We start from the raw sequence: 26,040 nt of genomic DNA, 5'->3' as shown, positions 1-26,040 counted from the left end.
TTTCAATTCTTCGACGACAATTGCTCAAGCTCATGCAGCACGATTTCTGTCTGCTTTGCAGCGTTCCCGGCGGTCTGGAACATTTCCCTTCCCCTTGCTTCCACCGTTCTTACCGAATCGACAAGCATTTGGAATGTATGGTCTGCGCTATTCACCCGGTCGTGGCTGAGCTGCATTTCTACCGTTGTCAGGGAGGAGGCCTCTGCCGTTTGCTTGACCAGCCCGCTGACGATATCCAAGGTTAACCCGATATCATCTGAGAACATTTTCGTTTGCAGCGCCAGCTTCCTGATCTCGCTCGCGACGACAGCAAAACCTCTGCCATGCTCCCCGGCATGAGCCGCTTCAATTGAGGCATTCATCGCTAGCAGGCTGCTTTGATCCGCCAGTACCCGAATCGAAGCCGCGATGGACGAGATGTTGCTTGCATGCTCCAGCAAAGCCGCTACCTGCTCCTCCTGGGACTTCGTCATCTTCAACACGCGGCTGAACGAAGCCTGCACCGCCTCAAGCTCGGTCCGTCCTGCCGTCGCCAAGTCGCTCATCTCCTCCGATTGCCTCAGGCTGCGCTCTGAAGTAGCGGACACCTCGTTAACGGACCGGTCGATTTCCAGCACTTTGGTATGACTTTCCCTTACGATTTCTTCTCGGATTTGATCCGCTTCCCGCTGCAGTTCCCTCGACATCAGCATCAGATCCTGAACGGTCATGACGCCCTTGAATTCGCCTTGCTCCGTCAGAATCAAGCTATCATAGAACACTGCTGCTTCCCGGTTCAACGCAGCGTCGATAAGCCGCCGGGGCGAAGTGGTGATCTCGGTGATCAGCGGCGATTTCTCCGCAAACATCAGAGCCGGCCTCTCATAGAACAAATCGGCAGCAAAGCGTCCCGCCAATCGGCGATAGAAAGTATCCCTCATCAGCAGCCCCAGCGGTCTGTTCGCATGATCGCACACAATGACGCACGGCAGCTTCGCATCGGACTGGAATCGCTTCAGAACGTCCAGGCACGATTCTTCAGGACCCGTCGTCGGCACGGCTCGGCAGTAAGCGTCCGCTCTCACCGCACTTCCTCGCTCCCCCAAGTCCACAGATGGCTTTTCTTCCTTGTCTTCTGTGTCTTCTTTTGCATAGACTTCCACAAAACCACGGGAGGATAACGCGATTTCCCGCTCAACGACGGCCTGATTAACCACTCACACCACTCCTGACCCATACTTTCTCTTCTTATGTCTCTTATCTCTCTGACTGCATCATAGAAAAGATTTGTTAAGGGGGTGTTAACGGTGCTTTGGACCTATGTTAAATGTTTTACAAAACGGCAAATTTTACTCCGTGATCTATGCAAAAAATGATCTGAAATGTTCTTCTCCATAAACAAAAAGACCCCTGATTGATCAGAAGTCATCCTTGCGTTCATTATCTTGCCTACGACTCAGCGGAAACGGTCGATGCTTTCTTCTTGTTGACGACGAGCTTATAACCGACTCCGCGAATGGAATCAATATACACCGATCCGGGATCAAGCTCCAGTTTCTTGCGCAGCGAGCTTACATGCACATCGACGGTTCTTTGCCCTCCGATATAATCAAATCCCCATACCGCATTCATTAAGTCGTCTCGCGTCATGACAACCCCGGGCTTGCGTGCCAAATACAGCAGCACTTCGAATTCCTTCGGCCGCAGCGAAATTTGCTCGCTCCCCAAAGTCACCTCATATTTCTCCGGATAAATGACCAGATCGCCCAGCGTAATTTGTGAGCCTGCCTCTTGAGGCTGCGGTTTCTTCTCCGGCTCTTCCACGCCCGAAGATCTTCTAAGCACGGCAGTAACGCGAGCCAGCATCTCCGCTACGCCGAACGGCTTGGTAATATAATCGTCTGCACCCGATTTCAAGCCTTGAACGACATCTTCCTCCGCATTTTTTGCGGTCAGCATAATCACGGGTGTCTTCACGCCCTCACTTCGAAGCCGGGACATGATCTCGTACCCGTTCATGCCCGGCAGCATCAAATCCAGCAATATCAAATTAAAATCGTTCTTCAATGCCGTGTCCAATCCAGACTGTCCATGCTCTTCAACCACAACTTCATAGCCTTCGCGTGACAGGTTATAAGACAGTAGCCGCGAGAGCGTTGGCTCATCTTCAATTACTAACAGCCGTTGAGTCATAGTACCCCCCATTTTCTAGTCCGGCATAATCGATGTCGACGAATCATGACAAGCCCAGCATATCATGGCATTGTTAACGCGGTGTAAAATTTTCAAGCATATTTCACATTGTTTTTAAAAATTAATTTCCTATTTTTCATTCCCTGCATATTCTAACTAACTTTTGTTAATCAAACCATCATTCAACAGGATGCATAAGCGGCAGCTCCAGAATAAACGAGGTGCCTTCGCCCACTTTGCTTTCTACTCGAATCGTTCCCCGGTGCAGATCCACCAAGTGTTTTACGATCGACAGCCCGAGTCCCGTACCGCCCGACCCGCGGGAACGAGCTTTGTCTACCCTGTAGAAACGCTCGAAAATTCGCGGCAAATCCTTCTTCGGAATGCCGATCCCTGTATCACTGACCGTAAAACGAATCGCCTCATGCTCTCCGCCCTCGTTCAGCACTTCAGCAGCAATCCTCACTCTTCCGCCTTCGAGAGTATAGCTAATGGCGTTAGAGATGAGATTCAGGAAGATTTGCCGCAGCCGATCCTCGTCCCCCTCGATAAATAAATGCTCCGGAATTTCCTGCAGCAGTGCGATGGTTTTCTTGTTTGCCGCCGGTAGCAGTACCTCGACGACGCTGTCGAGCAGCTCCTTTAGGTGAATCGGCGCATATTCCAGAGGGGCGCGCTTGGACTCGATCTTCGACAATTCCAGGATGTCCCCAATAAGGCGATTCAATCGATCCGCCTCATCGTAAATGATCTGCAGGAAGGAGCGCATCGTCTCCGTATCCTTGACTCCACCGGCGAGCAAAGTCTCGGCGAAGCCCTTCACGGCCGCAATCGGTGTCTTGAGCTCATGGGATACATTGGCAACGAATTCGCTGCGCATTCTTTCCAGCCTGCGAATATCAGTCACATCCTGAAGAAGGAACAGCATCCCACGATAGCTTCCGTCATCTTCGCTCATCGGTACGCCATCGAAATGAAGTATTCTCTCCTCCGGATCATATACGTTGCGTTCCTCCTGCAAATGCTCCTTGAGCTGTATGCCCTCCTCCACGAATTTCATGAATTCGTAATTCCGTTTCAGGACGGTAAAAGGCTTGCCTAAGAGCTGATCCCCACGCATGTGCAGTATCCGTTCGGCTTCCCGGTTCACCAAGGCGATCTGGCTCCCGGCATCCACCATCACGATTCCCCCGGTCATATTCGCCAGCACGCTCTGCATCAAATCCTCGTTATCCCTAATCCACTTCAGCTGCTGCTGCAGGCTGTCCGCCATGCCGTTAATCGCAAAGCCCAACTGGCCGATCTCGTCCTTGCGCTGCAGCTTGACCCGGGCATCGTAATCCAGGCGGGAAATCCGGTTGGCCACACGCGTAATATGTTCCAGCGGTTTCGTTAGTCCGCCGGCAATCCGGTAGCTAAGAAGCGCAGCCGCCAGGAACAGAATGACGAGGCCCCCGGCCATCCAGGTCCAGCCTCGATTCATTCCTTCATCAATAGCCTTCAGGCTCATCGACAGGCGGATATATCCTTCAAAGCCTTCATCCGAGTATACCTTGTGAGCGACATAGAGCATATCTTCATTAAGGGTCCCGCTATGCCGGATTACGCTTCCGAACTCCCCTTGGGAGGCCGAGACGATTTCCTCGCGGTTCAAGTGATTGTCCATATCAGCGGCATTCTTCTCCGAATCCCCAACGACTCGGCCGTCCAAGGCGATGAAGGTAACCCGGGAGTTGATGCGCTGCTCCAGTTCCTTCGCTTCCTGCGTATAATATTCCACCATGAGTGGACTATTATCAAGCGGATGAAACGGAAAAGTGTACTCGAGCAAACTGATTTCCCGGACCATATTCTCTTCCAGAGCGCGAATATGTGAATCCTTGAAAACCTGGACCATAGATAGCCCCGCGGCAAGCATGGATATTCCAATCAGGCTCATCAATATGAGCGTCAACCGTGTCCGAAACGTCTTCATGCCTTATTTGAATACCGGCTCTTTGAATGCCGCCAGCTTCTCTAGCGAAGACTTCTCGACATCCGCGTGCAGGCTCTCGCCATGTGAATCCATCGTTACGATGGCCGCAAAGCCATCCACTTCCAAATGCCACATGGCCTCAGGTATGCCGAACTCCATGTAATCCACGCCGTTGACCTTCTTGATGCACTCGGCGTAATATTGCGCCGCACCGCCAATAGCATTCAGATAAACTCCGCCATGCTCTTTCAGCGCCGCAAGCGTCTTCTGGCCCATACCGCCCTTGCCAATCACAGCGCGAATGCCGAATTTCTTAATGATATCGCCTTGATAAGGCTCCTCGCGAATGCTCGTGGTCGGCCCGGCAGCCTTCACATGCCAGCCTTCCTCGTCCTTCAGCATGACCGGTCCGCAGTGATAAATGACAGCGCCATTCAAATCAACCGGAGCATCATGATCCATCAAATATTTATGAAGGGCGTCACGGCCCGTATGGATTTCCCCCTTGATAACGACAACATCTCCAACCCGCAGGCTGCGAATCTGCTCCTCCGTTATCGGAGTTTGCAGAACGACTTCCCGGTTAGCCTGGGGAGCTGCATCCGCTTTCACCGAAGCAGCTGGTTCGTTCTCCTCCATTGCAACCTCGGATCCCCGCTCGTACAGCCAATTCATAATTTCGCCGTTAGCGGGATCAATGGCTACCCCTTGCCGGCGGAACGCCCAGCAGTTATATGCTACCGATACGAAGAAGCTTGCCGGCAGTCGGTTTGCCGCTCCGACCTTGCAGCCAAGAAGCGTCACTTCGCCGCCGAAACCCATCGTCCCGATGCCCAGCTTGTTCGCATTGTCTATAACGTATTCTTCCAGCTGTCTTAGCTCTGCCACAGGATTCACGTCATATGCCGGACGGAACAATTGCTGCTTCGCAAGCTCATATCCCGTTGTCCGGTCCCCTCCAATGCCGACGCCGATAAACCCGGCGCTGCAGCCTTGGCCTTGGGCCTGATATACCGCATGCATGATGCACTTGCGGATGCCGTCCAAATCACGGCCAGCGCGCCCAAGCCCTTCGAGCTCGGTTGGAAGGCTGTATTGAATATTCTTGTTCTCACAGCCGCCGCCTTTGAGTATTAGGCGGATATCCACGAAATCCTCTTCCCATTGCTCGAAATGAATGACAGGTGTTCCAGGCCCCAGATTATCCCCGCTGTTCTCTCCGGTTAGCGAATCAACCGAGTTGGGACGCAGCTTGCCCTCTTTCGTCGCCCGCTTGATCGCGGCGAGAATTCCCTTCTTCATTTCAATTTGGTTCACGCCTACAGGAGTGTGAATGATAAAGGTAGGCATCCCCGTATCCTGGCAAATCGGCGATATTTGATCCTCCGCCATCTTAATATTCGTCGTGATCGTGGACAGGGCCAGCCCTGCTCTTGTATCCCGATTCTCTGCCAACGCTCCCCGCTTCACTGCCCGGCGCACATCTCCAGGCAAATTCGTTGAAGTCTCCACAATGAGTTCATACACACTCTGTTCAAACTGCAGCATAATCCAAGATCCCCTCTCTTGTCTTCGTGTGACTAATGGACATAAAATTGCCGTGAATCTTACTGTTGGATTAACCTGTTCTTTAGTCTTATAATAACATAAACAAACTGACACGTTGACATATTCTGTTCAAATTTGCCCATCAAGAAGAGAGGTAATTCACTGATGAACTTTCATTTCTCCGCCTACATGTACCGCCTGCGCTCCATTAAACGCTGGAGCCTTATGCGCAGCACGGCTACCGAGAACGTTGCCGAGCATTCCTTTCACGTCGCCTTGCTGACTCACTTGCTCTGCGAAATAGGGAACCACCTGTACGGGCGCAGCTTGAATTCAGACCGGGCGGCGACGCTCGCACTGTTCCATGACGCAACAGAGGTGTTTACCGGCGACATTCCGACCCCCGTAAAGCACCACAACCCTCGCTTGCTCTCGAGCTTTCGCGAGATGGAGGAAATAGCTGCAGAACGCCTCCTCTCCATGGTCCCTCTGGAGCTGCAGCAGACGTATGGACCGCTGCTATCCCCGAACCATTATGCAAGCCGGAACGCGGAGGATGACCTGCTGCTGAAATATGTCAAAGCTGCTGACAGCCTGGATGCATACCTAAAATGCGCCTGGGAGCTCACTTCGGGGAACCGTGAATTTGCCGTGGCGAAAGAGCAGCTGCTGGATAAGCTTCAACGCCTGAGCCTGCCGGAGATCGATTATTTCCTTGAGCATTTGGCTCCGAGCTTCGACATGACGCTCGACGAACTGTCTGAGCAAGGCTGAGCTAGTTGTGAAGCAAAACAAATCGCTCCAAGGATCAGGCTTCCCCTCTCCTTAAGAGCGATTGTCGCAATTGGCTGCTTATGAAACGAACCATGGGCGCTGCATACGGCCTATTATCCGTTCACAATCTCGCCGCCATTGATATGCAGCACCTGCCCGCTAATGTAAGATGAATCATCCGAGCCCAGATACACATAGGCGGGAGCCAGCTCTTCCGGCTGGCCCGGGCGCTGCATCGGCGTATTGGCTCCGAACTGGGCCACTTGATCCTTATCGAATGTGGAAGGAATCAGCGGTGTCCAGATCGGCCCTGGTGCAACCGCGTTGACACGGATTCCTTTCTTGCCGACGATGTTCATGGAGAGCGCCCGCGTGAAACTGACGATCGCCCCTTTGGTCGCGGAATAATCGATCAGCTGCGGATTTCCGCGATAGGCCGTTACAGAGGCAGTATTGATGATCGCACTGCCTTTCTTCAGATGAGCCATTGCCGCCTTCGTCACGAAGAACATAGCAAAAATATTCGTCCGGAACGTCCTTTCGAGCTGCTCGGCCGTAATGAGAGTAATGTCCTCCTGTGGATGCTGCTCGGCGGCGTTGTTGATTAAGATATCGAGCCCGCCCAATTCATCGACCGTCTTCTGCACCACCTGTTTGGCGAACTTTTCATCTCCCAAATCACCGGGAATAAGCACGCACTTCCGCCCTTCCTGCTCTACCTCCTGCTTCGTCAGCTTCGCATCTTCATTTTCGTTCAAATATACGATCGCTACGTCAGCGCCTTCTTTGGCATAAGCTACGGCAACAGCACGACCGATGCCGCTGTCTCCGCCTGTAATTAGCGCAACTTTGCCTTGGAGCTTGCCCGCTGCTTTATAAGTCCCTTCATATTTTGGGCGCGGTGTCATTTCCGCTTCGATTCCAGGCTGCTGGTTCTGGTGCTGCGGAGGCATGGTTTGTTTATTTTGTCCGCTTCCTGACATGCTGCATTCTCCTTCCTCGCTTGTGTATTTCATTCCCTTACCTTGTTAGAATAACCCTTGTCTGCCGGCTTATGCCGCTTGTCTGCAAATACATGCGCTTCAAGGGCCAGGTCAATTGAAAATTACCACAACAAGCAAAGACCTAAACAAAATCCACTGAATTACAGCATAATATCAAAGCGGTCCGCGAACCATACCGAGTCATATCGGCGAAGCCCTGAATACTTCTCCCTCGCTTCTTCAAGACCTTCCCGGGCAAGGCCGTCTGGCTGCTCTCCGTCGCACGCCTTAACAATCTCCCGAGTCTTGGCAACGGTCTCCTTCTCGAAATGCATCCGGGTTAGGGCAATAAGGTCGCTGCCCCAGTAAGCATGCCGGTGGTCCGGCGGATAATTATACCTGAAAACAAGCGTCAGGGACACATGCGGAACGTAATAACATGTCCGGCCAAACAGCCAGGCTCTTAACGAAAACTCGGCAGTCTCAATTTCCTTCGTATAGAAACCGTTCGCAAGCCCGCCCAATTCCTCCAGTGTACGACGCCTTATGGCGAAGCAATCCCAAGATAACCATGGAATGTCGCCCTCCATCGAAACGGCAGGATAATTGTAAATCGAAGCGCATAACCCTCCCGGAGGGTAGTTGCATTGCCGGATATTCCCGGGACGGCCTTGCGACGTAAACGAAGGCGTAGAACAGTCCGCCCTGCCTTGCTGGATCGGTTCCAGCAGAGCCTCCATCCAACCGTCCTCGAAATAAAGCCTGGGGCTGCAAAAAATCAAATATTCCCCCACAGCATGGGAAGCACCCAGCTGCCGGGAGGATATTCCGCTTTGCACCTTCAATTTGCGAAGCGGCATATCGAATTTGTAGTGCATTAGAAAATCACAACAGCCGTCCACGGAACCCTCATCTACAATAATGACTTCATAACGGGAGGCGACCCGAGATACCTTCATGGACTCCAGCGTTGTCTGTAAATCAATTCCTTCGTTCTGCACCGAAATAATGACGGATACAAGAATAGGTTGAGCAGACATGATTTCTCTCCTTATAAATGGCAATAATGAAATATTGAATGGAAATACAGAAAAAATTAATCATTGATTACATATTAACCCATTTAATGCTTGGAGTAAATACAAACAAAACTAATAGTATATTATCTTTACCTCTCATACTTACTATGGTTAATTACAGGAGGGGTGTTATGGATTACAGATCATTGGGTAAAAGGCTGCGCCAAGAACGTCATAAGATGCATTTGACCCAGGAAAAACTTGCCGAGAAGATAGAAGTTTCCGATGCATACATAGGTCAAATTGAACGGGGCGAAAGGAGCTTATCATTAGAAACTCTGGTCAAACTAGCGAATCAATTAGGTGTAACCGTCGACTACTTGCTTCACGATTCCATCGAAATCAATGACGACCATTTCCTGAACCAAATTAATCAGATCATGATTCACCGGTCAGCGAAGGAGAAGCAGTTGGCCTTAGACACAATCAAGATGATATTTACTCACTTGGACGATATGCAAAGTGACAACAACTCCTGATGGTTCCCATAATGCATAATTAAATATTTCGCCGTCACATGAAAAAAAACCTCCGCTTTTCGAAAATTCGAAATGCGGAGGTTTTTTTATAATTCATTCTCTACTTAAATAATCGTCGAAAATACCATCAGGAAGGAAATAAGGATAACGCTGACCGACAGCAGCACGCTTAGCGTACGGAGCTTGCCGGCTTCTGCCGTAATATTCTTATTCTCGCGAATGCTTTCGATCGCCAGCTTCAGCGGTTTGGCCATAACTCCGCCAAATGCCCCAATCGCGAGGAAGAGAACAACCACCACAATCATCCAAGGCACGGAATAGCCGCCCTTGCCAACCAAATATCCTCCGGTCAACAACTGAATCACAAGTCCGAACTGAGCAAAGCGATTTAATGATTTAACCGCCGAAAGGGTTCCCTCCTGGGCAGCCAGCGAAAGTTTGCCGATAGCAGCGAATACAAACGGCAGAACCAAATAAAAGCCGAGCGCCAGGGCCCCGATAATGTGAAGAAAAAGCATAACTTGAGACATACTACAACCGCCTTCCATTCGTCAATGAGATTGATTACTATATAAGACCTATTATAGCTGTCTGTAAAGGGAAGAACAATGTCTATAACTTGTTCTCCTGCTACAGAAAAGCAAACCTGCTCCTAAAAGAGAGGTTTGCTCATCTAAGGTCCATGTGCGGACATTATGTTAGCCTTGAACTACTTTGATCACGCTGCGTACCGAATCCGCGGATTTATCAAGCGCAGCCTTCTCATCGGCCGTCAGCTCTAGCTCGAATATTCTCTCGATGCCGTTACCGCCCAGGATGACCGGAACGCCCATGAATAAATGATCGTAGCCATACTCGCCTTCCAGCAGTGCGATAACTGGAAGAATGCGTTTCTTGTCCTTCAGGATCGCTTCCGTCATCTGGACGAGCGAAGCCGCAGGCGCATAGTAGGCACTGCCGCTGCCTAGCAGGTTAACAATCTCTCCGCCGCCCACGCGAGTCCGTTGAACGATCGCTTCAATACGCTCCTTGGAGATCAGCGTGTCGATTGGAATACCTCCGACGCTGGAGTAACGCACAAGCGGCACCATATCATCGCCATGACCGCCAAGCACGAAGCCGCGCACGTCTTCGACGGATACGTTAAGCTCCTGTGCGATAAACGTGCAATAGCGGGCCGTGTCGAGAACGCCAGATTGGCCGATAACGCGATTCTTAGGAAATCCTAGTGCTTGATAAGCCGCATAGGTCATGGCATCCACAGGGTTGCTCAAAATAAGAACGGTAGAGTCCGGGCAATACTTCTTCACGTTCTCGCAAACCGAGCGAACGATGCCCGCATTCGTGCTTACGAGATCATCCCGGCTCATTCCCGGCTTGCGGGCGATCCCCGCCGTAATGATCACGATATCGGAATCCGCGGCATCCTCATAGGAGGAAGTACCTACGATGTTGCTGTTGAAGCCCTGTACGGGGCTTGCTTCCAGCATATCGAGCGCCTTACCCTTCGTTGGATTCTCCAATTGGGGGATATCCAGCAGAACGATATCGCCGAGTTCTTTCTGTGCCAGCATCAGCGCAGTCGTTGCGCCGGTAAATCCGGCGCCGACGACTGTGATTTTTTTACGATGAGTGGCCACGATAGTCAAGACCTCCTACATTACATGTTTTTGATGATTTGATCTGCAAATTCAGAACATTTCACTTCTGTTGCGCCTTCCATCAAACGTGCAAAGTCATAGGTAACAGTCTTATTGTTAATCGATGCCTCAAGTCCTTTGTAAATGAGGTCAGCCGCTTCCTGCCAGCCCAAATGTTCAAGGAGCATGACGCCAGACAAGATTACGGAACCAGGGTTAACCACGTCAAGGTCCGCGTATTTAGGAGCCGTACCGTGCGTAGCTTCGAAAATCGCGTGTCCTGTCACATAGTTGATGTTCGCACCCGGTGCAATACCGATACCGCCTACTTGAGCTGCGAGAGCATCAGACAGATAGTCGCCGTTCAGGTTCAGCGTCGCAATGACGTCGAAATCTGTCGGACGAGTCAATACTTGCTGCAGAGCAATGTCCGCGATAGCGTCTTTGATAATGATCTTGCCGCTGTCCTGAGCATCCTTCTGCGCCTTGTTGGCAGCTTCCGTGCCGGACTCTTCTTTAATCCGGTCGTATTGCGCCCAAGTGAACACCTTATCGCCGAATTCCTCTTCCGCCACTTCATAGCCCCAGTTCTTGAAGGCTCCTTCCGTGAACTTCATGATATTGCCTTTATGAACAAGGGTTACGCTCTTGCGGCCGTGCTTGATTGCATATTCAACCGCAGCGCGAACGAGGCGCTTGGAGCCTTCGGCAGATACCGGTTTGATTCCGATGCCGGACGTTTCCGGGAAGCGGATTTTGTTTACGCCCATTTCCTTTTGCAGGAACGCAAGCACCTTCTTCACTTCTTCAGAACCTTCTTTATATTCGATACCTGCGTAAATGTCTTCTGTATTCTCACGGAAGATGACCATATCTACCAGTTCAGGATGCTTGACTGGGGAAGGCACACCGTCGAAATAACGAACAGGACGCAGACATACATACAAGTCGAGCTCTTGGCGAAGAGCCACGTTCAGGGAACGGATTCCGCCGCCGATCGGCGTTGTCAATGGACCTTTAATAGCTACAATATACTCGCGGATCGCCGTCAGCGTATCGGCTGGCAGCCACTCTCCGTATGTATTGTATGCTTTCTCGCCGGCAAACACTTCATACCAGGCAATTTTCTTGTCGCCGCCGTATGCCTTCTCGACTGCGGCGTCCAAAGCGCGCTTGGAAGCTCTCCAAATGTCGCGGCCTGTACCATCGCCCTCGATGAATGGAATGATCGGATTGTTAGGGACCTGCAGTTTACCGTCCTGAATTTCAATTTTCTGCCCTTCTGTTGGCAGAGCAAATTTTTCTAATTTCAACATGTTGATGGTTTCCTCCTCAATCGAATTAGTAATACTTGTCCGGTCTCCATTCTATCATAGATTGAAGACCGGTTGCTTCATTCAATTATCTCATATCGATCGGAATATAGCGTTGATTCGCTGGGCCGACATAGTCAGCGCGCGGACGAATAATCCGATTGTCATCGAGCTGCTCCAAAATATGAGCCGACCAGCCCGATAAGCGGCTGATTGCAAAGATTGGCGTAAAGAGGTCGCTAGGGATGCCCAGCAACGTGTAAACGGAAGCGGAATAGAAGTCCACGTTCGGCTTCAATCCCTTTTGCCCGGTGACAAGCTCCTCCACCTTCACGGAAATGTCGTACAGCGTGGAATCGCCCTTCAAGACGCTAAGCTCACGGGACATCTTCTGCAGATGCTTGGCGCGCGGATCCCCGTTTTTGTATACGCGATGGCCGAAGCCCATAATTTTCTCCCGGTTGTTCAGCTTGGTCTGAATATAAGCTTCCGCCTTATCCAGCGTGCCGATTTCACTCAGCATATTCATAACGGCTTCGTTAGCGCCTCCGTGCAGAGGGCCCTTCAACGTTCCGATGGCCGAAGTGATTCCGGAATAAATATCAGATAGCGTAGCAATAGTAACCCGCGCCGAGAACGTCGAAGCGTTAAGCTCGTGATCGGCATGCAGCACAAGTGCTTGATCCAAGGCGCGAACCGCAACCTCTTCCGGCTTCTCGCCGGACAGCATGTATAGGAAATTGTATGCGAGCGATACATCCTTCAGCGGCGCAATCGGCTCCTTACCGTCGCGGATGCGCGCATAAGCGGCGATGAGCGTCGGCAGCTGGGCTTGCAGCTTGATCGCCTTCAGCTGATTGCTCTCCCGGGAAATATCGTTTGCAGTCTCATCATACAAAGCAAGAGCCGACACGCCGGTCCGCAGCACGGCCATCGTATTGGCATCCTTCGGATAAAGCTTCATTTGTTCGAGTACCGCTTGAGGTACTGCTGCGTAATCGCTGAGCTGTTTTTGCAAGGTCAATAATTGGTCTTTCGTAGGCAATTTGCCGTACCAAAGTAAATAAGCGGTCTCTTCATAGCTAGCACGTTCTGCCAATTCGTCGATATTGATCCCGCGGTAAGCGAGGACGCCGTCATGAATGGAGCTAATCGAAGATGTAGCTGCCACAATACCTTCGAGGCCTTTAGTAGCTGTCATAGTATATCTCTCCTTTGTTACGAATTATGATAAAACTAGCGGTTGAAAACATTTACATTTTAAAAGATTAAAATTTTTAAAATATGGCCGGAGGAAGCCAATTACGATATAACGTCTACTCTAAATACCTCCTAAATCATCATACTGGATTTACGGTAGCAAGGGAACAATCTGAGAGAAACAGGTTTATCAAAATGTTTTATTACAGTGATAAAGTTTTTTTGTAAACGATTGCAGATTGCAATGACATTCATCACAATGAACGAATTTTTAGAGCCATCCGTCATACTCGTCCATCCGAATTAATAGATTTATATTAGGGAAGGAGGAGACCATGTGGACAACGTATTCGTCAAACGCGTGCTGCGAGGCGCCTGGGTGTGCTCCTTGCTCGTGGCTCTTCTGCTGCTTGCTTACTGGCTGATTCCTCTGCTGTATCCCTTCCTGATTGCCTGGTTTGTCGCCTACCTTATGAATCCATTCGTCTCGTGGCTTGCGCGGCATTTCCGCCTCCCTCGCTGGTTATCCGTAATCCTGGCGCTGCTGGTCTATTTCGGGAGTGCAATCATCGTCTTCTCCGCCGCGATCGCCCGGCTCGTCAAAGAATTAATTCATGTTACGGAGTCCCTTGATCTGAGCATCGAAAAATGGAAAAACGCCTTTATGGAATGGAGCCAGAACGAAAAGCTTCAAAGCATCCTGAATGAGATCAACCGTTTTATAGCAAGCCATCCCAGCTATTCTAACACCCTGCATAAAAACATCGATTCCACAGCCGTTAACATCAGCAGCGCCATCTCTCGTGCCGTTGCCAGCCTATTAAACGGCGTTATCAATTTGCTGACTTCTCTTCCCAGTCTTGGCATCATCGTGCTGGTCATTTTGCTTGCCGCGTTTTTCATGAGCAAAAACTGGAATCAAAATTTACTGATTCTCACCCGTTTCATCCCTGAGCCATTCAAGCAAGCAGCCCGAGAGATTTGGAACGACCTGCAAAAAGCTTTATTCGGTTACCTCCAGACTCAGTTTATTATGATTTCGATTACGGCTGTCATCGTTTTGATCGGGCTCTTGGTTCTGGGCGTCGAGTCCGCCTTCACTTATGCCCTTTTAATCGGTTTCGTAGATCTTTTGCCCTATCTTGGCGTCGGGACGATCATGATTCCCTGGCTCATTTACGCTTACGTCAGCGGAGACCTGTCGCTCGGCATCGGATTATCAATCCTGTACGGTCTGCTTCTCGTCTCTCGCCAGCTTATTGAGCCCAAGGTTCTAGCTACAAGCGTAGGGCTAGAACCCTTGCCCGTACTAATCGCCACGTTTGCCGGATTGAAGTTGTTTGGCGTGCTTGGCTTGATTATCGGCCCCGTGTCCCTGGTCATTATCGGAGCGGTCATTCGCGCCGGGGTCGTCCGGGACATCCAGAATTATATCGTCAACGGGCGGTTCCGCTAAATCTGGACGCCTAATCCCCTTAATAGACAGAGCCGGACTCCTGGGAGTCCGGCTCTGAACGCGCACCGGTATTAACGGCGAAAGAACGTAATTTTACCTTCCTTGATCTTCTTGCCGATCCATTTCATAAGCAGCAGGCGATAAAGCGGCCTGGTCAGCGGAAACACCATAGTAAAACCGATGATATCCGTAATAAAGCCCGGGACAAGCAGCATGATGCCTCCGGCGAACACGCAAATGCCATCCAGCATCATTCGGCCGGGAACCTGCCCTCCGGTCATTTGCTCCTTGGCATCAGCCATAACCTTACGTCCTTCGAACTGCATCATCAGTCCCCCGATAATCGAGGTTGCCAGGGTAAGAAATATCGTCTTGCCAACTCCGAGCCGTTCACCCACTTCGACGTAAGCCCAAAATTCAGCGACAAACACCAGAGCAATAATGACAGCGATCCATTTGCGCATGTAATAACTCCTTTACAATGAAACATCCGAGACGGATGAGAATGGTCAATAAGAGTATTTTACCGCTTCATGCCCGCTTTTTCAAAGTTTACTCGCTCGCTCAAAGGCCGCGTACCATTCAGGAAACACTTTTTTGAAGGCTACGGGCTTAAAATCCTCGCGTCTCACAACATAATGCGAAGACTTTCCTTCGACACACAGCGTCCCCTCACCGTTGAAAAGCTCATAGCCGTACGCCGTTTTGACGCCCCCGTTATCCAAAATCCGGGTCTGGAGAATGACCTCGTCTCCATACATGATGCCTTTATGATACTTTACATTCATCTCATGAACCGGAGAAATATAGCCTGCCCGCTCCATATCGATGTATTTGAATCCCAGGTCCTCGCATAGCTTCGTTCGCCCGAGCTCAAACCATCCTAAATAATGGGCGTGGTAAATAATACCCATCATATCGAATTCAAAATATTTCGGGACGATCACCTGCTCGCTGACAAACATTTTGACTTCTCCTCCTTCTGATCAGGAAACAAAAAGCAATGGTATCCGGTATGATCCGGAATGCCCATTGCCTTTGTCCATTTATCCTTAATCGTATATAAGCTATCGCAAACTATTTACGAACTTGGCCGATCTTAACCAGATTCGTGGAACCGGAACGTCCAAGCGGCACTCCTGCCGTGATTACGACAAGATCGCCTTCCTTGACCACTCCGCTGTCCAGTCCGCCCTTCATTGCTTTATCGAACATTTCATCAGTAGAAGAAGCCACATCGCCTTTAACCGGCGTAACTCCCCAGTTCAAGGCAAGACGGCGCATCGTGTTGTCCTGCGTTGTCACCGCGATGATTGGAGCTTTCGGGCGATATTTGGACACCATGCGGGCCGTATAGCCAGTTTCCGTCGATGTGATGATCGCCTTAGCGTTCAGCTCAAGCGCAGAGTTAGCAACAGCTTGGCTGATCGCTTCCGTAACCGTAGTTTGCTGCGCATTACTTTGTTTAATGAAGATTTCGTGATATTCCAACGCAGATTCCGCTTTCTCGGCAATACGGGACATCGTCAGTACAGACTCAACCGGATATTTACCGGCAGCCGTCTCACCAGACAGCATGATCGCATCGGTACCGTCGAAAATAGCATTCGCTACGTCGCTCGCTTCCGCGCGTGTCGGTCTTGGGTTACGCTGCATGGAATCCAGCATTTGCGTTGCCGTGATAACTGGTTTACCGGCCCGGTTACATTTCTCGATCATTTTCTTCTGAGCAAGAGGTACGTCCTCCGCCGGAATTTCAACCCCAAGGTCTCCGCGGGCAACCATCAAGCCGTCCGAAACCTCCAAAATTTCATCCAGGTTGTCGATGCCTTGCTGGTTCTCGATTTTGGAGATGATTTGAATGTGAGATGCATTGTTACGCTCAAGCAATTGACGGATCTCAAGAACGTCGCTAGCTTTACGTACGAAGGATGCGGCAATGAAATCGATGCCTTGTTCAATCCCGAATAAAATATCGTTAGCGTCTTTCTCGGTGATGCCCGGAAGGGAAATGTCAACTCCAGGAACGTTAACGCCTTTCTTGCTCTTGATCGGACCTTCGTTGATTACGCGGCACTTGATTTCCGTACCTTGGATATCAACTACAGTAAGGCCAATCAATCCGTCGTCGATCAGAATGGTCGAACCAACTTCCACGTCATGCGGAAGGTTTTGATAAGTGATCGAGATGCGGTCCTTGTCGCCGAGGATTTCCTCTGTCGTCAAGGTAATGAATTCATCCTGAACGAGCTCAATCGGTTCTTCCTTCAATTTGCCGGTGCGGATTTCTGGACCTTTCGTATCTAGCAGTATGGCGACTGATTTCCCCAACTCTTCGCTCGCTTGGCGAATCACTTTGATCCGATTGCCATGCTCCTCAAAATCTCCATGGGAGAAGTTCAGGCGAGCGACGTTCATTCCGGCCATGATCAATTTCTTGGTGTTCTCTAACGATTCGCTTGAAGGACCGATAGTACATACGATTTTTGTTTTGCGCATTTGGGTTTCCTCCGTTTTGTTTTGTTCTCTCTATATCGTCTTTTCCAACATCTAAATTTACTACAGTTTTCCCATTTTGTATAGGAAGTTTGTCATATCGTCAAGATCCTGGGCATTTTATACTTTTTTTTATACTACTCATTACCCACTGTCGCAGCGTCTGTTACGTCGCTTTTCTCTATGTCTTTTTCATTTTTATCCACGGTCTCCAAGGCGGCTTCGGCTGTGCCTTGGCGGGCATCCACTACCGGTTCTTCCGTACGCTCGTCGGATTTACGCGCCTCGGCAAAACGGCCGATTTTCCGGAATTTACGGTACCGGTCTTCAAGAAGCTCGTCCGCATTCAGCTCGGACAACACCTCAAGCTGGCGCACCAGAGCATCCTTGATCGATTCCGCTGTAGACTCGTAATCCCGATGCGCTCCCCCGCGGGGCTCGGGCACGATTTCTTCGATGACTTCCATCGAAAGCAGGTCCTGAGCCGTAATTTTCATCGCTTCCGCGGCCTGATCGGCTTTGGAGGCGTCCTTCCACAAGATGGAGGCCGCTCCGTTCGGAGAAATAACGGAGTAAATGGCGTTCTCCAGCATGACAACCCGGTTCCCGACGCCTAACGCAAGAGCGCCCCCGCTGCCGCCTTCGCCAATGACTACGCACACAACGGGCACGCGCAGCATCGCCATATCGCGAAGGTTGCGGGCGATCGCTTCGGACTGTCCCCGCTCCTCGGCAGTAATGCCGGGATAAGCTCCTTTGGTATCGATGAACGTAATGATCGGGCGTCTGAACTTGTCCGCCTGCTGCATTAAGCGCAGCGCTTTGCGGAAGCCTTCCGGATGCGGACTGCCGAAGAAACGGGCTATGTTATCCTTCGTGTCCTTGCCCCGCTGCTGCCCGATCACCGTTACCGGCATGCCGTTCAATTTGGCCAATCCGCCGACAACGGCCAAATCATCGCCGAATACACGGTCACCATGCAATTCGATAAAATCGGTAAAGATGAGATTTATCAAATCAAGCGACGTAGGACGCTGATGATGACGCGCCAAATGCATCTTCTGGGAAGGGGAAATATTGCTGTAAATCTCGTCCTCAAGCTGCTTGTAGCGTTCCTCCAGCCTCGCGATTTCTTCCGTGAAATCGATTCCCTTCTCATTGCCGAACTGCTCAAGCTCCTGAATCTTCTCGCGAAGCTTCACGAGGGACGTTTCGAAAGGCAATTCTCCAGCCACTTATACTCCTCCCTTCACGCCGTGCAGATCAAGCAGTTTGCATAGCGTCGCTTTGATCTCTTTGCGATGGACGACCATGTCCAGCTGTCCATGCTGCAAATTGAATTCCGCGGTCTGAAAGTCATCCGGCAGCTTCTGGCGAATCGTCTGCTCAATGACGATCCGGCCTGCGAAGCCGAAGACCGCTCCAGGCTCAGCGATAATAATATCTCCAAGCATAGCAAAACTAGCCGATACGCCCCCTGTGGTCGGGTCCGTAATGACCGAAATGTAGAGTCCGCCTTGTTCATTCAAGCGGGCCAGAGCCGCACTGGTCTTGGCCATTTGCATTAAGCTGAGAATGCTCTCCTGCATGCGGGCACCGCCCGAGGTGGAGAAGATGATAAGCGGAAGCCGCTTATCCATAGCAGCCTCGATCGCCCGGGTAATTTTCTCCCCGACAACGGAACCCATGCTCCCCGTAAAGAAATCGAAGCTCATGACAGCTACGACCGCAGGCAGGCCTCCAATCGTCCCTTGTCCGGTGACTACCGCCTCGCGAAGGCCAGATTTCAGCGTCTGCTGCTCCAGCTTCGTGGCATAGCCCGGAAACTCCAACGGATCCACAGAAATCAGGTCAGCATCATATTCGACGAAGCTGCCCTCATCCAGCGTAATGCGAATCCGGTCAAGCGCATTCAAGCGCATATGGTATCCGCATGAAGGACACACCTTCAAGTTCTTTTCCAGTTCTTTGCTGTATTGAATACTCCCGCAATTGCCGCATTTATTCATTAGGCCTTCTGGAATTTCGCGCTTGGGTCTTTCCTCCGGCTGTACACTGTCTTCATTCCCTAGACTTCCTGAAGGAATGGTCGCGTATTTTCTTTTTTTATGGAACAAATCTTTAAACACAACTACACCTCTTCAGCCGTTAATTTAATAGGCCGCACCTACAGTCAAGGATACATCGCTTTTACTGATTTGCCCTCACCTTGTACTCAAGGATGCAAAATGGTATTCAGCACTTCTTGAACCTCTTCGAGCTCGCCCGAAGGAACCAAAATTTCAAATTGCTGTTTTGATAAATTAACAGGACGTGTTTGGACGAGAAAGCCTTCTTCCGTTAGCCTCGATTTAATCATATCCGCAATTTTGGCGGTAGGCGCAATGTACATTACAGTCCACATGTCCTTACCAAAGCCCCCTAACCTTTCGTTTTGAGCCCGTATAATAGAGTAATGATAACATAATTTTCAAAAATCCCGCAACAAAGGGGCACTAGCTAATTTTCATTGGACAGGTGGACTGTGGAAAAGTGAGCCTCAAGTCGCGGAATAATCGTTCGCCGAATCGCTCTTATGGGCAATCCGTGCCGACGCCGCAGCCGCCAGCCCTGCAACCAAGTCATCGAGAAAAACGTGAATCCGTTCTCCTTTTTTCTCATTCAGCTTGCCTATGATTTTGGGTTTAACCTTGTCCAGATAGCCGAAGCTCGTCAACCCGATCATGCCAAACACGCTGGTAATCCCCAGCGCCATCGTCTCATCGACTCCATAGAGCGGTTCATCGGCCTCCATGATCGCCTGCAGCGGCTCCGGCAAAAGTTTCCTCTCCGCCATTTCATCCAGCGCAATCCCTGTATATAACGTATATTGAACTTCCCGTTTCTGCAAGACGGCCTTTACACTATCCAGGCACTTCTCCATCGTCAGATCGGCATGATAGACCGCTTGCAGCGAATAAACAATCTCGGCAATATCCTCCAAAGCAACCCCTCTGCTGAGCAGTTGAGCCTTAGCCACTTCATACGACATCCGTCATTCCTCCCGCATTCCCAATTAAGCTTGCGTACTATTTCTTCGCCTGTCTTTCGCTCGCCCTTCCCATTAGCTAGCTTTCAAGCCGTTCACCGTCTTGGCGTCTACCAACGCCTGTAGACTCCTTGCGATTAAATAAGCGGCGTCCAGCCAAAATCATGTGGGACAACACAGATGTTGTGTTCATAAGTGTATGCAGGGACTACTCAGAATGTTCGTAAAAACTGCCGCGTAAATATTTTAATAGAATGAGGGACAGGAGTATGAGGACAGCCATGCACTCCCGCAGTTTCAATTGTAGGAACAGGTAAACCTGAACAAAAAAGAACCTTATCCTCAAATTAGGGGATAAGGCTCTTTCGGCTTAATAAGCAGAAGCTCTCTCAAACGTACATGCCGTATGCGGCATATAAAGCCCCAGAAGCCCTTTTAGCCGCTTCGGAAATGCCTTGGATACAAAACCATTCAACAGACAAAGCCGACGCTAGAAGCGCTCGTACAGCCCTGCTGCGCATGGGGGCGATGGACCGCCATCATGACAGCACGATACCGTGTACCAGCATATCCGGCTCTATTTGATCTTGACCGTTCCGGCGCCAAGCATATTCTCCATCTCCCGGAACAGCTCCGGAGTTGGCTTGATGCTGTAGCGCTCGCTCAGCGCAAGCAGCTTCCCGGTGCTCTCATAATAGAGCACCGTGGCCACGGGCCCTGCATGAAGCTGAAGCAGCGCCTTCAGCTTCTCCAGCAGGCGGGCGTTCTCCGCCGCCGCCGAAATCTTGATGAAGACGCGCTGCGCTGGCGTCTTCGCATCGCGGGCGCCCGGCGAAGCCGCGGCCGCCTGGCTGCGTGGCTGCGCGGCCAATTCGGCCGCAGCCCCTAGGGCCTCGCTGCGCTGCGCTGCAGCCACGCGGGATGACGCCGCCAGGGCGGCGTCAGGCCCGCGCCGGGCTGCAGGCTGCGGCTGCGCGTTGGCCCCGCCCGCGCCGCGGGGTGCCGCCCCGCGGCTGCGCCGAAGCTGCGCCAGGCTCGCGGCGCTCAGCGGCGCGAGCTCGTCGGCCAGCAGCTTGAAGCCTTCGTCCTGCTGCTGGACGGTAGCGCGCAGCGCCAGCAGGGCGCCCTTGGCGACCAGTTCCCCGCTGCGCCGCCATACCTCAGGGAAGAGCACGACCTCACAGCGTTCGACCTGATCCTCCAGCTCCATGAAGGCCATCGCTTTGCCCTGTTTGGTCGTGATCGTCTTCACCGACACAACCATGCCGGCGACGACGACCCTGCTGCCATCAGTACCCTCCGCAAGATCCATCAGCCGCTCGATCCCTTCGCCTTCAAGCATCTCGTCATAATCATCCAGCGGATGGCCGGACAGATACAAGCCGAGCAGTTCCCGCTCCAAATCCAGCTGCTGCCCGGCGCTGAATGGCGGGATATCTGGATATTCAATGTTCCAGTTCGGTGTTTCCACGAAATCAAACAGCTGAATTTGCAGATCCTCCCGCTCCTTCCGCCATTTGAGCGCCGCCTCCACTGTCTCGTCCAGCATAGCGAGCAGTTGGGCCCGGTGACCTGGCAGCGAATCAAAAGCGCCGCCTTGAATAAGAGACTCGATGACCCGCTTATTACAGGTGCGAAGATCGACCCGCCTACAAAAATCCAGCAGACTGTCGAAAGGACGCTCCCGGCGCTCCCGCAAAATACTCTCCATCGCCTGGGTGCCAACGTTCTTGATCGCGGCCAGGCCGAAGCGGATTACGCCCTGTAATCCCTGTTCGGCAGCTGGAACGGACGTTTCTGCCGCAATCCCAGGCTCTTCCGCGTCATGAGCTGCGGCCCCTACTGGGGCCAGCGGCATTCCCGCCAGAGCAGCTTGTCGTGCCGCCTCCCCGCCTGAGCTATCGATCAACCGCGGTGTAAACAAAATGCCGCTCTCATTTACATCCGGAGGAAGCACCGTGATCCCCATCCGGCGGCATTCAATAATGTACTCGGCCACCTTGCGGTGGCTGCCCATGACGGCTGTCAGCATCGATGCCATGAAATGAACCGGAAAATGCGTCTTCAAATATGCCGTCTGGAAAGCCAGCACCCCGTAGGCCGCAGCATGCGCCCGGGGAAATCCATAGTCGGCGAAGCGCACGATCATGTCGTAAACGGCATTCGCATCCTCTGCTTGGTATCCCTGGGCCAGGCTTCCCGTTACAAAATGGCTCCGCTCTTCATCCAGCACCTCACGTTTCTTCTTCGAGACAGCCCGGCGCAGCAAATCGGCTTCGCCGAGCGAAAAACCGGCCATCATCGAAGCAATCTGCATGATTTGCTCTTGGTAGACGATAATGCCGTACGTATCCTTTAAAATCGGGACCAGATCGGCATGCGGATATTCCACGGCGGTCTGCCCGTGCTTGCCTGCGATGAATTTCGGAATGAAATCCATCGGACCCGGCCGATACAGGGCAAGAACGGAAATGATATCCTCGAACGTGGAGGGCTTCAAGTCCTTGAGCACCCGCCTCATCCCCGCAGACTCAAGCTGGAACACACCCGTCGTCTCTCCCCGGCCTAGCATTTCATATGTCTGCAGGTCGTCATCGGGAATTCGGCGAAAATCAGGCACCTCCCCTTCCTGCTCGCGGATCCAGTTCATACAGCGCTCGATAATCGATAGCGTTCGCAGCCCCAGAAAGTCCATCTTGAGCAGCCCGATCGACTCCAGATGCTCCATGGAATACTGGGTAAGCGGCGTCCCTTCACCGCCGGCCTGCAGCGGCACCGTATCTGTCAGCGGATCGCGGGAAATCACGACCCCAGCCGCGTGAGTTGAGGCGTGGCGCGGCATCCCCTCCACCTTCCGGGCCATGTCGAGCAAGCCTTGAATCCGCTGCTGCGACTCATAGAGCCCCTTCAGCTCCGGGATCTCCCGAATCGCCCGCTCGATCGTCATGCCAAGGCTGCCGGGAATCAGCTTCGCGACTTTATCCACTTCGCCGAACGGAACGTTCAGCACTCGGCCGACGTCCCGCACCGCAGCGCGCGCCGCCATCGTTCCGAATGTAATGATTTGCGCCACATGCTCGGCTCCGTATTTATCCGCGACATAAGCGATGACTTCGTCCCGTCGTTCGTCGCTGAAATCAATATCGATATCCGGCATCGTCACCCGTTCAGGATTAAGAAACCGCTCAAACAGCAGATTGTATTTCATCGGGTCAACATCGGTAATCTTCAGCACGTAAGCGACAAGACTCCCTGCTGAGGAGCCGCGACCCGGGCCGGTGGCGATGCCCTGTCTGTGGGCGTAGGCGATGAAGTCCCAAACGATCAGAAAATAATCCGAGAAGCCCATGCTGCTTATGACGCTTAATTCATAATGCAGCCGCTGCTGCAGCTGTTCTCTCGAATGCTCCTGCTGCCAATCGCTAAGATGCCCATATCTCTCCTCAAGCCCCTGCTGGCATAAGGAGGCCAAATAGGATTCAGCGGTCACCCCGTCCGGAATCGGCCGGTAAGCAGGCAGAATATGTCGTCCGAACTGGAGCTCAAGATTGCACTTGTCGGCAATAGCCTTCGTATTCGCGACCGCATCGGCGATATACGGGAACAGCGCCGCCATCTCGGCGCCGCTTTTGAGATACAGCTGATCGGTCGGGATTTGCAGCCGCTCCTCGTCCTCTACCGTTTTGCCTGTTCCGATGCAAATCAGCACATCCTGCACCTCGGCATCCTCTTGGTTCAAATAGTGCACATCGTTGGTAGCCACCAACTGCACGCCCAGCTCCCGGGCGAGCTTGATCAGCTCGGGGAGCACTTTTTTCTGCTCCGGAATGCCGTGATCCTGAAGCTCGATATAGAAGTCTTCGCCAAATACCGCCTGGTAGCGCTCAGCGGCTTTCCGTGCCTCGCTGTACCTGCCATGCAGCAAATGGTGTGGCACCTCTCCGCCAAGGCAGGCGCTCAGGCATACCAATCCCTCGCTATGCCGCTCCAGTGCTTCCCAATCGATCCGCGGCTTGTAATGAAAGCCCTCCAGATGGCCAATGGAAGACAGCTTCATCAGATTCCTATAGCCCGTTTCATTCTTGGCCAGCAGGATCAAATGGTGGATCGGCTGATCTTTCCGCGTTCCCCGTTCCTTCCGCGAGCCTGCCGTAAAATACACCTCGCAGCCTATGATCGGCTTAATGCCGTTTGCCTTGCAATATTTATAAAAAGGAACCGCCCCGTACATGACTCCGTGATCGGTCAGCGCCAGCGCCTTCATCCCGAAGTTTGCCGCTTTGGCTACCAAATCCTGAAGTCTGGCGGCGCCATCCAGCAGACTGTACTCGCTATGCACGTGCAAATGAACAAATTCGTCCATGCGTCTCCTTCCTTTCCAAAACAATCCCCATGATCAACAAATCAAGTTAAACATCCTGATATAAATCAAGTTAAACATCCTCTCAAAATATTTTATCATATTGGGCTGAAAAGCGCCCATACAATGGTAAAGAGGACAAGCGAATCGAGGCCGGATGGCTTACGGAAATAAGTTGGCCAATAGAAAGGAGAGTTTGAAGCATGAGCACGTTTCTGACCAAAGCGGTGATGGACTTCTTTATCGCTTTCGGCATCGTGCTGGGCGGGGCAATGGTTGGAGGGATTGGTGCCGTCATATCCCTGCAGCCGCCAACCCAAACGATGCTGGATGTGGCGGATCGGATTAAGATTTGGGCGCTGGCAGCCGCGGTAGGAGGGACAATCGATCCGATGCGCGTCATCGAAAGCAATTTTTTTGACGGAAACTTATCGCCGGCGATCAAACAAATACTTTATTTAATATTCGCCTTCCTGGGGGCCCATATGGGATCAGAGCTTGTCCGGTGGGTATGCGGAGGCAGTCGGGGATGAGTCCGTTTCATCGGCCAACGATGGAAGGGTTCCGGCGGTTTATGCAGTTGACGGCGGTTTTCATACTAGGGATGGTTACAGGAAGCATCGTGTACAACATCATTTACCAAACGAATTACAACACGCTCTGGATTCAGAACAAGGACCTGCAAATCCAGCTGTACCAAGCGGAAGAGGATAACAAGACGCTGAAAAAATACAATAAGAGATCGACGGTTATTAAAGAAGTCAAAATCCGTGTCGAGGAACGCGATCCTCCGCTCGATTCGCTCGCCGTTAAGGAGGTCGTGCAGCAGCTGCATGAAGAGCTTGATGTGCTGCGCGGCAGAAGCATTTTCGAAATCGATTCGGACGGCAAAATGGCCCGGACCCTGCTTGACCGCAAAATTTATACTGTCCGCGACAAAGAGTACAGCATCCAGATCAAAACGATGCTCGTCAGCGAGGGAGTACTTCAGGTGTGGGTGGACATGCGGCCTTATATCAGGGGCTGACTTTTTGTCCGTATGCGATTACAATGAATATTGCGTAGTTTACGCCATCATTTCAAAGCCACTTGCAAAAAAAGGAGCTGTTCCCGTTCCATGATCGAAAGTATTCAATACGTGTTGTATGCCGGACTGTTGATTTCATGCGTGTTCGCCGTCTTCTTCAGCTTCAAGTCCCGACGTTCCATAGATGGTAAAATTCGCGGCCTGTCTGCGGCTAAAATGAATATCAGCATGGGCTTCATGCTCGTAGTTCTTGCTTTGATCCAAATGTTTATCTTCAGCGGTTCGTCGATTCGCGTTGTGATCGGTGCCATTTTCATGGTGCTGGGCGCCTTTAATATTTTTGCCGGCATCCGCAATCACGGGCTCTGGTCGCGTTATAACCCCGAATCCAACAAATCCTAGAAAATTCCTATGCTTTTTCATATCACAAAAAAGGACAATCCTGCGCTTAACAGGCATTGTCCTTTGTCGTTAATAGCTGCTATTTCAGAAGTTCTTCCATTGCCATCT

24 protein-coding genes are annotated in these 26,040 nt (G+C 51.6%); 6 read left to right on the top strand and 18 right to left on the bottom strand.

The annotated features are described in order from the left end of the window. Window positions 1-2: 2 nt before the first annotated feature. The 4 genes from ACYUJT_RS02720 to ACYUJT_RS02705 form a co-directional block, all read right to left on the bottom strand. Window positions 3-1,196 carry a methyl-accepting chemotaxis protein gene (locus ACYUJT_RS02720; RefSeq protein ID WP_460318653.1) on the bottom strand — a complete coding sequence of 398 codons (1,194 nt, stop codon included), beginning with the start codon at window positions 1,194-1,196 and terminating at the stop codon, window positions 3-5. Window positions 1,197-1,428: 232 nt separating this feature from the next. Further along, window positions 1,429-2,172, bottom strand: coding sequence for a response regulator transcription factor (locus ACYUJT_RS02715; RefSeq protein ID WP_460318652.1), 744 nt, complete (start codon window positions 2,170-2,172; stop codon window positions 1,429-1,431). A gap of 178 nt (window positions 2,173-2,350) precedes the next feature. Continuing rightward, the gene (gene pnpS / locus ACYUJT_RS02710) at window positions 2,351-4,147 is read right to left on the bottom strand and encodes a two-component system histidine kinase PnpS (RefSeq protein ID WP_460318650.1); all 1,797 of its coding nucleotides are present in this window, start codon (window positions 4,145-4,147) and stop codon (window positions 2,351-2,353) included. 3 nt (window positions 4,148-4,150) lie between these two features. Beyond that, window positions 4,151-5,695: a fumarate hydratase gene (locus tag ACYUJT_RS02705; protein WP_460318649.1), complete on the bottom strand. Its 1,545-nt coding sequence runs from the start codon at window positions 5,693-5,695 to the stop codon at window positions 4,151-4,153. Window positions 5,696-5,860: 165 nt separating this feature from the next. Between ACYUJT_RS02705 and yfbR the strand changes: the two genes are divergently transcribed. After that, entirely contained in the window at window positions 5,861-6,469 is a 609-nt protein-coding gene (gene yfbR / locus ACYUJT_RS02700) for a 5'-deoxynucleotidase (RefSeq protein ID WP_460318648.1), read from the top strand. Window positions 6,470-6,582: 113 nt separating this feature from the next. Here the strand turns inward: yfbR and ACYUJT_RS02695 are convergent, their stop codons facing one another. Then, on the bottom strand, window positions 6,583-7,452 hold the full coding sequence (locus tag ACYUJT_RS02695; RefSeq protein ID WP_460318647.1) for an SDR family oxidoreductase: 870 nt from the start codon (window positions 7,450-7,452) through the stop codon (window positions 6,583-6,585). A 161-nt stretch (window positions 7,453-7,613) separates the two neighbouring features. Further along, window positions 7,614-8,492 (bottom strand): glycosyltransferase family 2 protein, encoded by an 879-nt coding sequence (locus ACYUJT_RS02690; RefSeq protein WP_460318646.1) that lies wholly within the window; start codon window positions 8,490-8,492, stop codon window positions 7,614-7,616. 170 nt (window positions 8,493-8,662) lie between these two features. Between ACYUJT_RS02690 and ACYUJT_RS02685 the strand changes: the two genes are divergently transcribed. Continuing rightward, window positions 8,663-9,010, top strand: coding sequence for a helix-turn-helix domain-containing protein (locus ACYUJT_RS02685; RefSeq protein ID WP_460318645.1), 348 nt, complete (start codon window positions 8,663-8,665; stop codon window positions 9,008-9,010). Between the two features lie 104 nt (window positions 9,011-9,114). Here the strand turns inward: ACYUJT_RS02685 and ACYUJT_RS02680 are convergent, their stop codons facing one another. From ACYUJT_RS02680 to ACYUJT_RS02665, 4 genes are all read right to left on the bottom strand, one after another. Next, complete coding sequence (locus ACYUJT_RS02680; protein WP_460318643.1) at window positions 9,115-9,540, bottom strand: DUF2269 family protein; 426 nt, start codon at window positions 9,538-9,540, stop codon at window positions 9,115-9,117. A gap of 168 nt (window positions 9,541-9,708) precedes the next feature. Further along, window positions 9,709-10,650, bottom strand: a complete 942-nt coding sequence (gene mdh / locus ACYUJT_RS02675; RefSeq protein WP_460318641.1) for a malate dehydrogenase — start codon at window positions 10,648-10,650, stop codon at window positions 9,709-9,711. 20 nt (window positions 10,651-10,670) lie between these two features. Continuing rightward, window positions 10,671-11,966 carry an NADP-dependent isocitrate dehydrogenase gene (gene icd / locus ACYUJT_RS02670; RefSeq protein ID WP_460318639.1) on the bottom strand — a complete coding sequence of 432 codons (1,296 nt, stop codon included), beginning with the start codon at window positions 11,964-11,966 and terminating at the stop codon, window positions 10,671-10,673. Window positions 11,967-12,051: 85 nt separating this feature from the next. After that, window positions 12,052-13,164 (bottom strand): citrate/2-methylcitrate synthase, encoded by a 1,113-nt coding sequence (locus ACYUJT_RS02665; RefSeq protein WP_460318637.1) that lies wholly within the window; start codon window positions 13,162-13,164, stop codon window positions 12,052-12,054. A gap of 336 nt (window positions 13,165-13,500) precedes the next feature. On the opposite strand from ACYUJT_RS02665, the gene ytvI reads away from it, so the two are divergent. After that, window positions 13,501-14,619 (top strand): sporulation integral membrane protein YtvI, encoded by a 1,119-nt coding sequence (ytvI, locus tag ACYUJT_RS02660; protein ID WP_460318635.1) that lies wholly within the window; start codon window positions 13,501-13,503, stop codon window positions 14,617-14,619. Window positions 14,620-14,690: 71 nt separating this feature from the next. Here ytvI and ACYUJT_RS02655 read toward each other — a convergent pair whose 3' ends face one another. From ACYUJT_RS02655 to ACYUJT_RS02620, 8 genes are all read right to left on the bottom strand, one after another. Next, window positions 14,691-15,083, bottom strand: a complete 393-nt coding sequence (locus ACYUJT_RS02655; RefSeq protein WP_460318634.1) for an FxsA family protein — start codon at window positions 15,081-15,083, stop codon at window positions 14,691-14,693. Between the two features lie 81 nt (window positions 15,084-15,164). Further along, complete coding sequence (locus ACYUJT_RS02650) at window positions 15,165-15,584, bottom strand: acyl-CoA thioesterase (protein WP_460318632.1); 420 nt, start codon at window positions 15,582-15,584, stop codon at window positions 15,165-15,167. A 112-nt stretch (window positions 15,585-15,696) separates the two neighbouring features. After that, window positions 15,697-17,118 (bottom strand): pyruvate kinase, encoded by a 1,422-nt coding sequence (gene pyk, locus ACYUJT_RS02645; RefSeq protein ID WP_460318631.1) that lies wholly within the window; start codon window positions 17,116-17,118, stop codon window positions 15,697-15,699. 134 nt (window positions 17,119-17,252) lie between these two features. Then, window positions 17,253-18,350, bottom strand: a complete 1,098-nt coding sequence (locus ACYUJT_RS02640) for an acetyl-CoA carboxylase carboxyltransferase subunit alpha (protein WP_460318630.1) — start codon at window positions 18,348-18,350, stop codon at window positions 17,253-17,255. Then, a complete protein-coding gene (gene accD / locus ACYUJT_RS02635; RefSeq protein ID WP_460318628.1) occupies window positions 18,351-19,244 on the bottom strand; it encodes an acetyl-CoA carboxylase, carboxyltransferase subunit beta in 894 nt (297 codons plus the stop codon). Between the two features lie 86 nt (window positions 19,245-19,330). Next, window positions 19,331-19,519: a glutamate decarboxylase gene (locus ACYUJT_RS02630; RefSeq protein WP_460318627.1), complete on the bottom strand. Its 189-nt coding sequence runs from the start codon at window positions 19,517-19,519 to the stop codon at window positions 19,331-19,333. Between the two features lie 135 nt (window positions 19,520-19,654). Then, window positions 19,655-20,146 carry a phosphatidylglycerophosphatase A family protein gene (locus tag ACYUJT_RS02625; protein ID WP_460318625.1) on the bottom strand — a complete coding sequence of 164 codons (492 nt, stop codon included), beginning with the start codon at window positions 20,144-20,146 and terminating at the stop codon, window positions 19,655-19,657. Window positions 20,147-20,720: 574 nt separating this feature from the next. After that, the gene (locus ACYUJT_RS02620; protein ID WP_460318624.1) at window positions 20,721-24,506 is read right to left on the bottom strand and encodes a DNA polymerase III subunit alpha; all 3,786 of its coding nucleotides are present in this window, start codon (window positions 24,504-24,506) and stop codon (window positions 20,721-20,723) included. 200 nt (window positions 24,507-24,706) lie between these two features. Here ACYUJT_RS02620 and ACYUJT_RS02615 point away from each other — a divergent pair, with 200 nt between their 5' ends. From ACYUJT_RS02615 to ACYUJT_RS02605, 3 genes are all read left to right on the top strand, one after another. Beyond that, complete coding sequence (locus ACYUJT_RS02615) at window positions 24,707-25,036, top strand: YtrH family sporulation protein (RefSeq protein WP_460318622.1); 330 nt, start codon at window positions 24,707-24,709, stop codon at window positions 25,034-25,036. Beyond that, a complete protein-coding gene (locus ACYUJT_RS02610) occupies window positions 25,033-25,530 on the top strand; it encodes a hypothetical protein (protein WP_460318620.1) in 498 nt (165 codons plus the stop codon). Before ACYUJT_RS02615 ends, ACYUJT_RS02610 begins: the two co-directional genes overlap by 4 nt. Before the next feature lie 90 nt (window positions 25,531-25,620). Next, on the top strand, window positions 25,621-25,932 hold the full coding sequence (locus ACYUJT_RS02605) for a YtpI family protein (protein ID WP_460318618.1): 312 nt from the start codon (window positions 25,621-25,623) through the stop codon (window positions 25,930-25,932). Window positions 25,933-26,040 lie beyond the last annotated feature (108 nt).

This window comes from Paenibacillus sp. YSY-4.3, assembly GCF_054767475.1.
This window is presented reverse-complemented; position numbering and strand designations above follow the sequence as displayed.

Bases quoted from the DNA above. Each gene is read 5' to 3' on its own strand.
- ACYUJT_RS02715 (WP_460318652.1), bottom strand. From the start codon at position 2,172: ATGACTCAACGGCTGTTAGTAATTGAAGATGAGCCAACGCTCTCGCGG.
- pnpS (WP_460318650.1), bottom strand. From the start codon at position 4,147: ATGAAGACGTTTCGGACACGGTTGACGCTCATATTGATGAGCCTGATT.
- ACYUJT_RS02705 (WP_460318649.1), bottom strand. From the start codon at position 5,695: ATGCTGCAGTTTGAACAGAGTGTGTATGAACTCATTGTGGAGACTTCA.
- yfbR (WP_460318648.1), top strand. From the start codon at position 5,861: ATGAACTTTCATTTCTCCGCCTACATGTACCGCCTGCGCTCCATTAAA.
- ACYUJT_RS02695 (WP_460318647.1), bottom strand. From the start codon at position 7,452: ATGTCAGGAAGCGGACAAAATAAACAAACCATGCCTCCGCAGCACCAG.
- ACYUJT_RS02690 (WP_460318646.1), bottom strand. From the start codon at position 8,492: ATGTCTGCTCAACCTATTCTTGTATCCGTCATTATTTCGGTGCAGAAC.
- ACYUJT_RS02685 (WP_460318645.1), top strand. From the start codon at position 8,663: ATGGATTACAGATCATTGGGTAAAAGGCTGCGCCAAGAACGTCATAAG.
- ACYUJT_RS02680 (WP_460318643.1), bottom strand. From the start codon at position 9,540: ATGTCTCAAGTTATGCTTTTTCTTCACATTATCGGGGCCCTGGCGCTC.
- icd (WP_460318639.1), bottom strand. From the start codon at position 11,966: ATGTTGAAATTAGAAAAATTTGCTCTGCCAACAGAAGGGCAGAAAATT.
- ACYUJT_RS02665 (WP_460318637.1), bottom strand. From the start codon at position 13,164: ATGACAGCTACTAAAGGCCTCGAAGGTATTGTGGCAGCTACATCTTCG.
- ACYUJT_RS02655 (WP_460318634.1), bottom strand. From the start codon at position 15,083: ATGCGCAAATGGATCGCTGTCATTATTGCTCTGGTGTTTGTCGCTGAA.
- ACYUJT_RS02650 (WP_460318632.1), bottom strand. From the start codon at position 15,584: ATGTTTGTCAGCGAGCAGGTGATCGTCCCGAAATATTTTGAATTCGAT.
- pyk (WP_460318631.1), bottom strand. From the start codon at position 17,118: ATGCGCAAAACAAAAATCGTATGTACTATCGGTCCTTCAAGCGAATCG.
- ACYUJT_RS02630 (WP_460318627.1), bottom strand. From the start codon at position 19,519: ATGTGGACTGTAATGTACATTGCGCCTACCGCCAAAATTGCGGATATG.
- ACYUJT_RS02625 (WP_460318625.1), bottom strand. From the start codon at position 20,146: ATGTCGTATGAAGTGGCTAAGGCTCAACTGCTCAGCAGAGGGGTTGCT.
- ACYUJT_RS02620 (WP_460318624.1), bottom strand. From the start codon at position 24,506: ATGGACGAATTTGTTCATTTGCACGTGCATAGCGAGTACAGTCTGCTG.
- ACYUJT_RS02615 (WP_460318622.1), top strand. From the start codon at position 24,707: ATGAGCACGTTTCTGACCAAAGCGGTGATGGACTTCTTTATCGCTTTC.
- ACYUJT_RS02610 (WP_460318620.1), top strand. From the start codon at position 25,033: ATGAGTCCGTTTCATCGGCCAACGATGGAAGGGTTCCGGCGGTTTATG.
- ACYUJT_RS02605 (WP_460318618.1), top strand. From the start codon at position 25,621: ATGATCGAAAGTATTCAATACGTGTTGTATGCCGGACTGTTGATTTCA.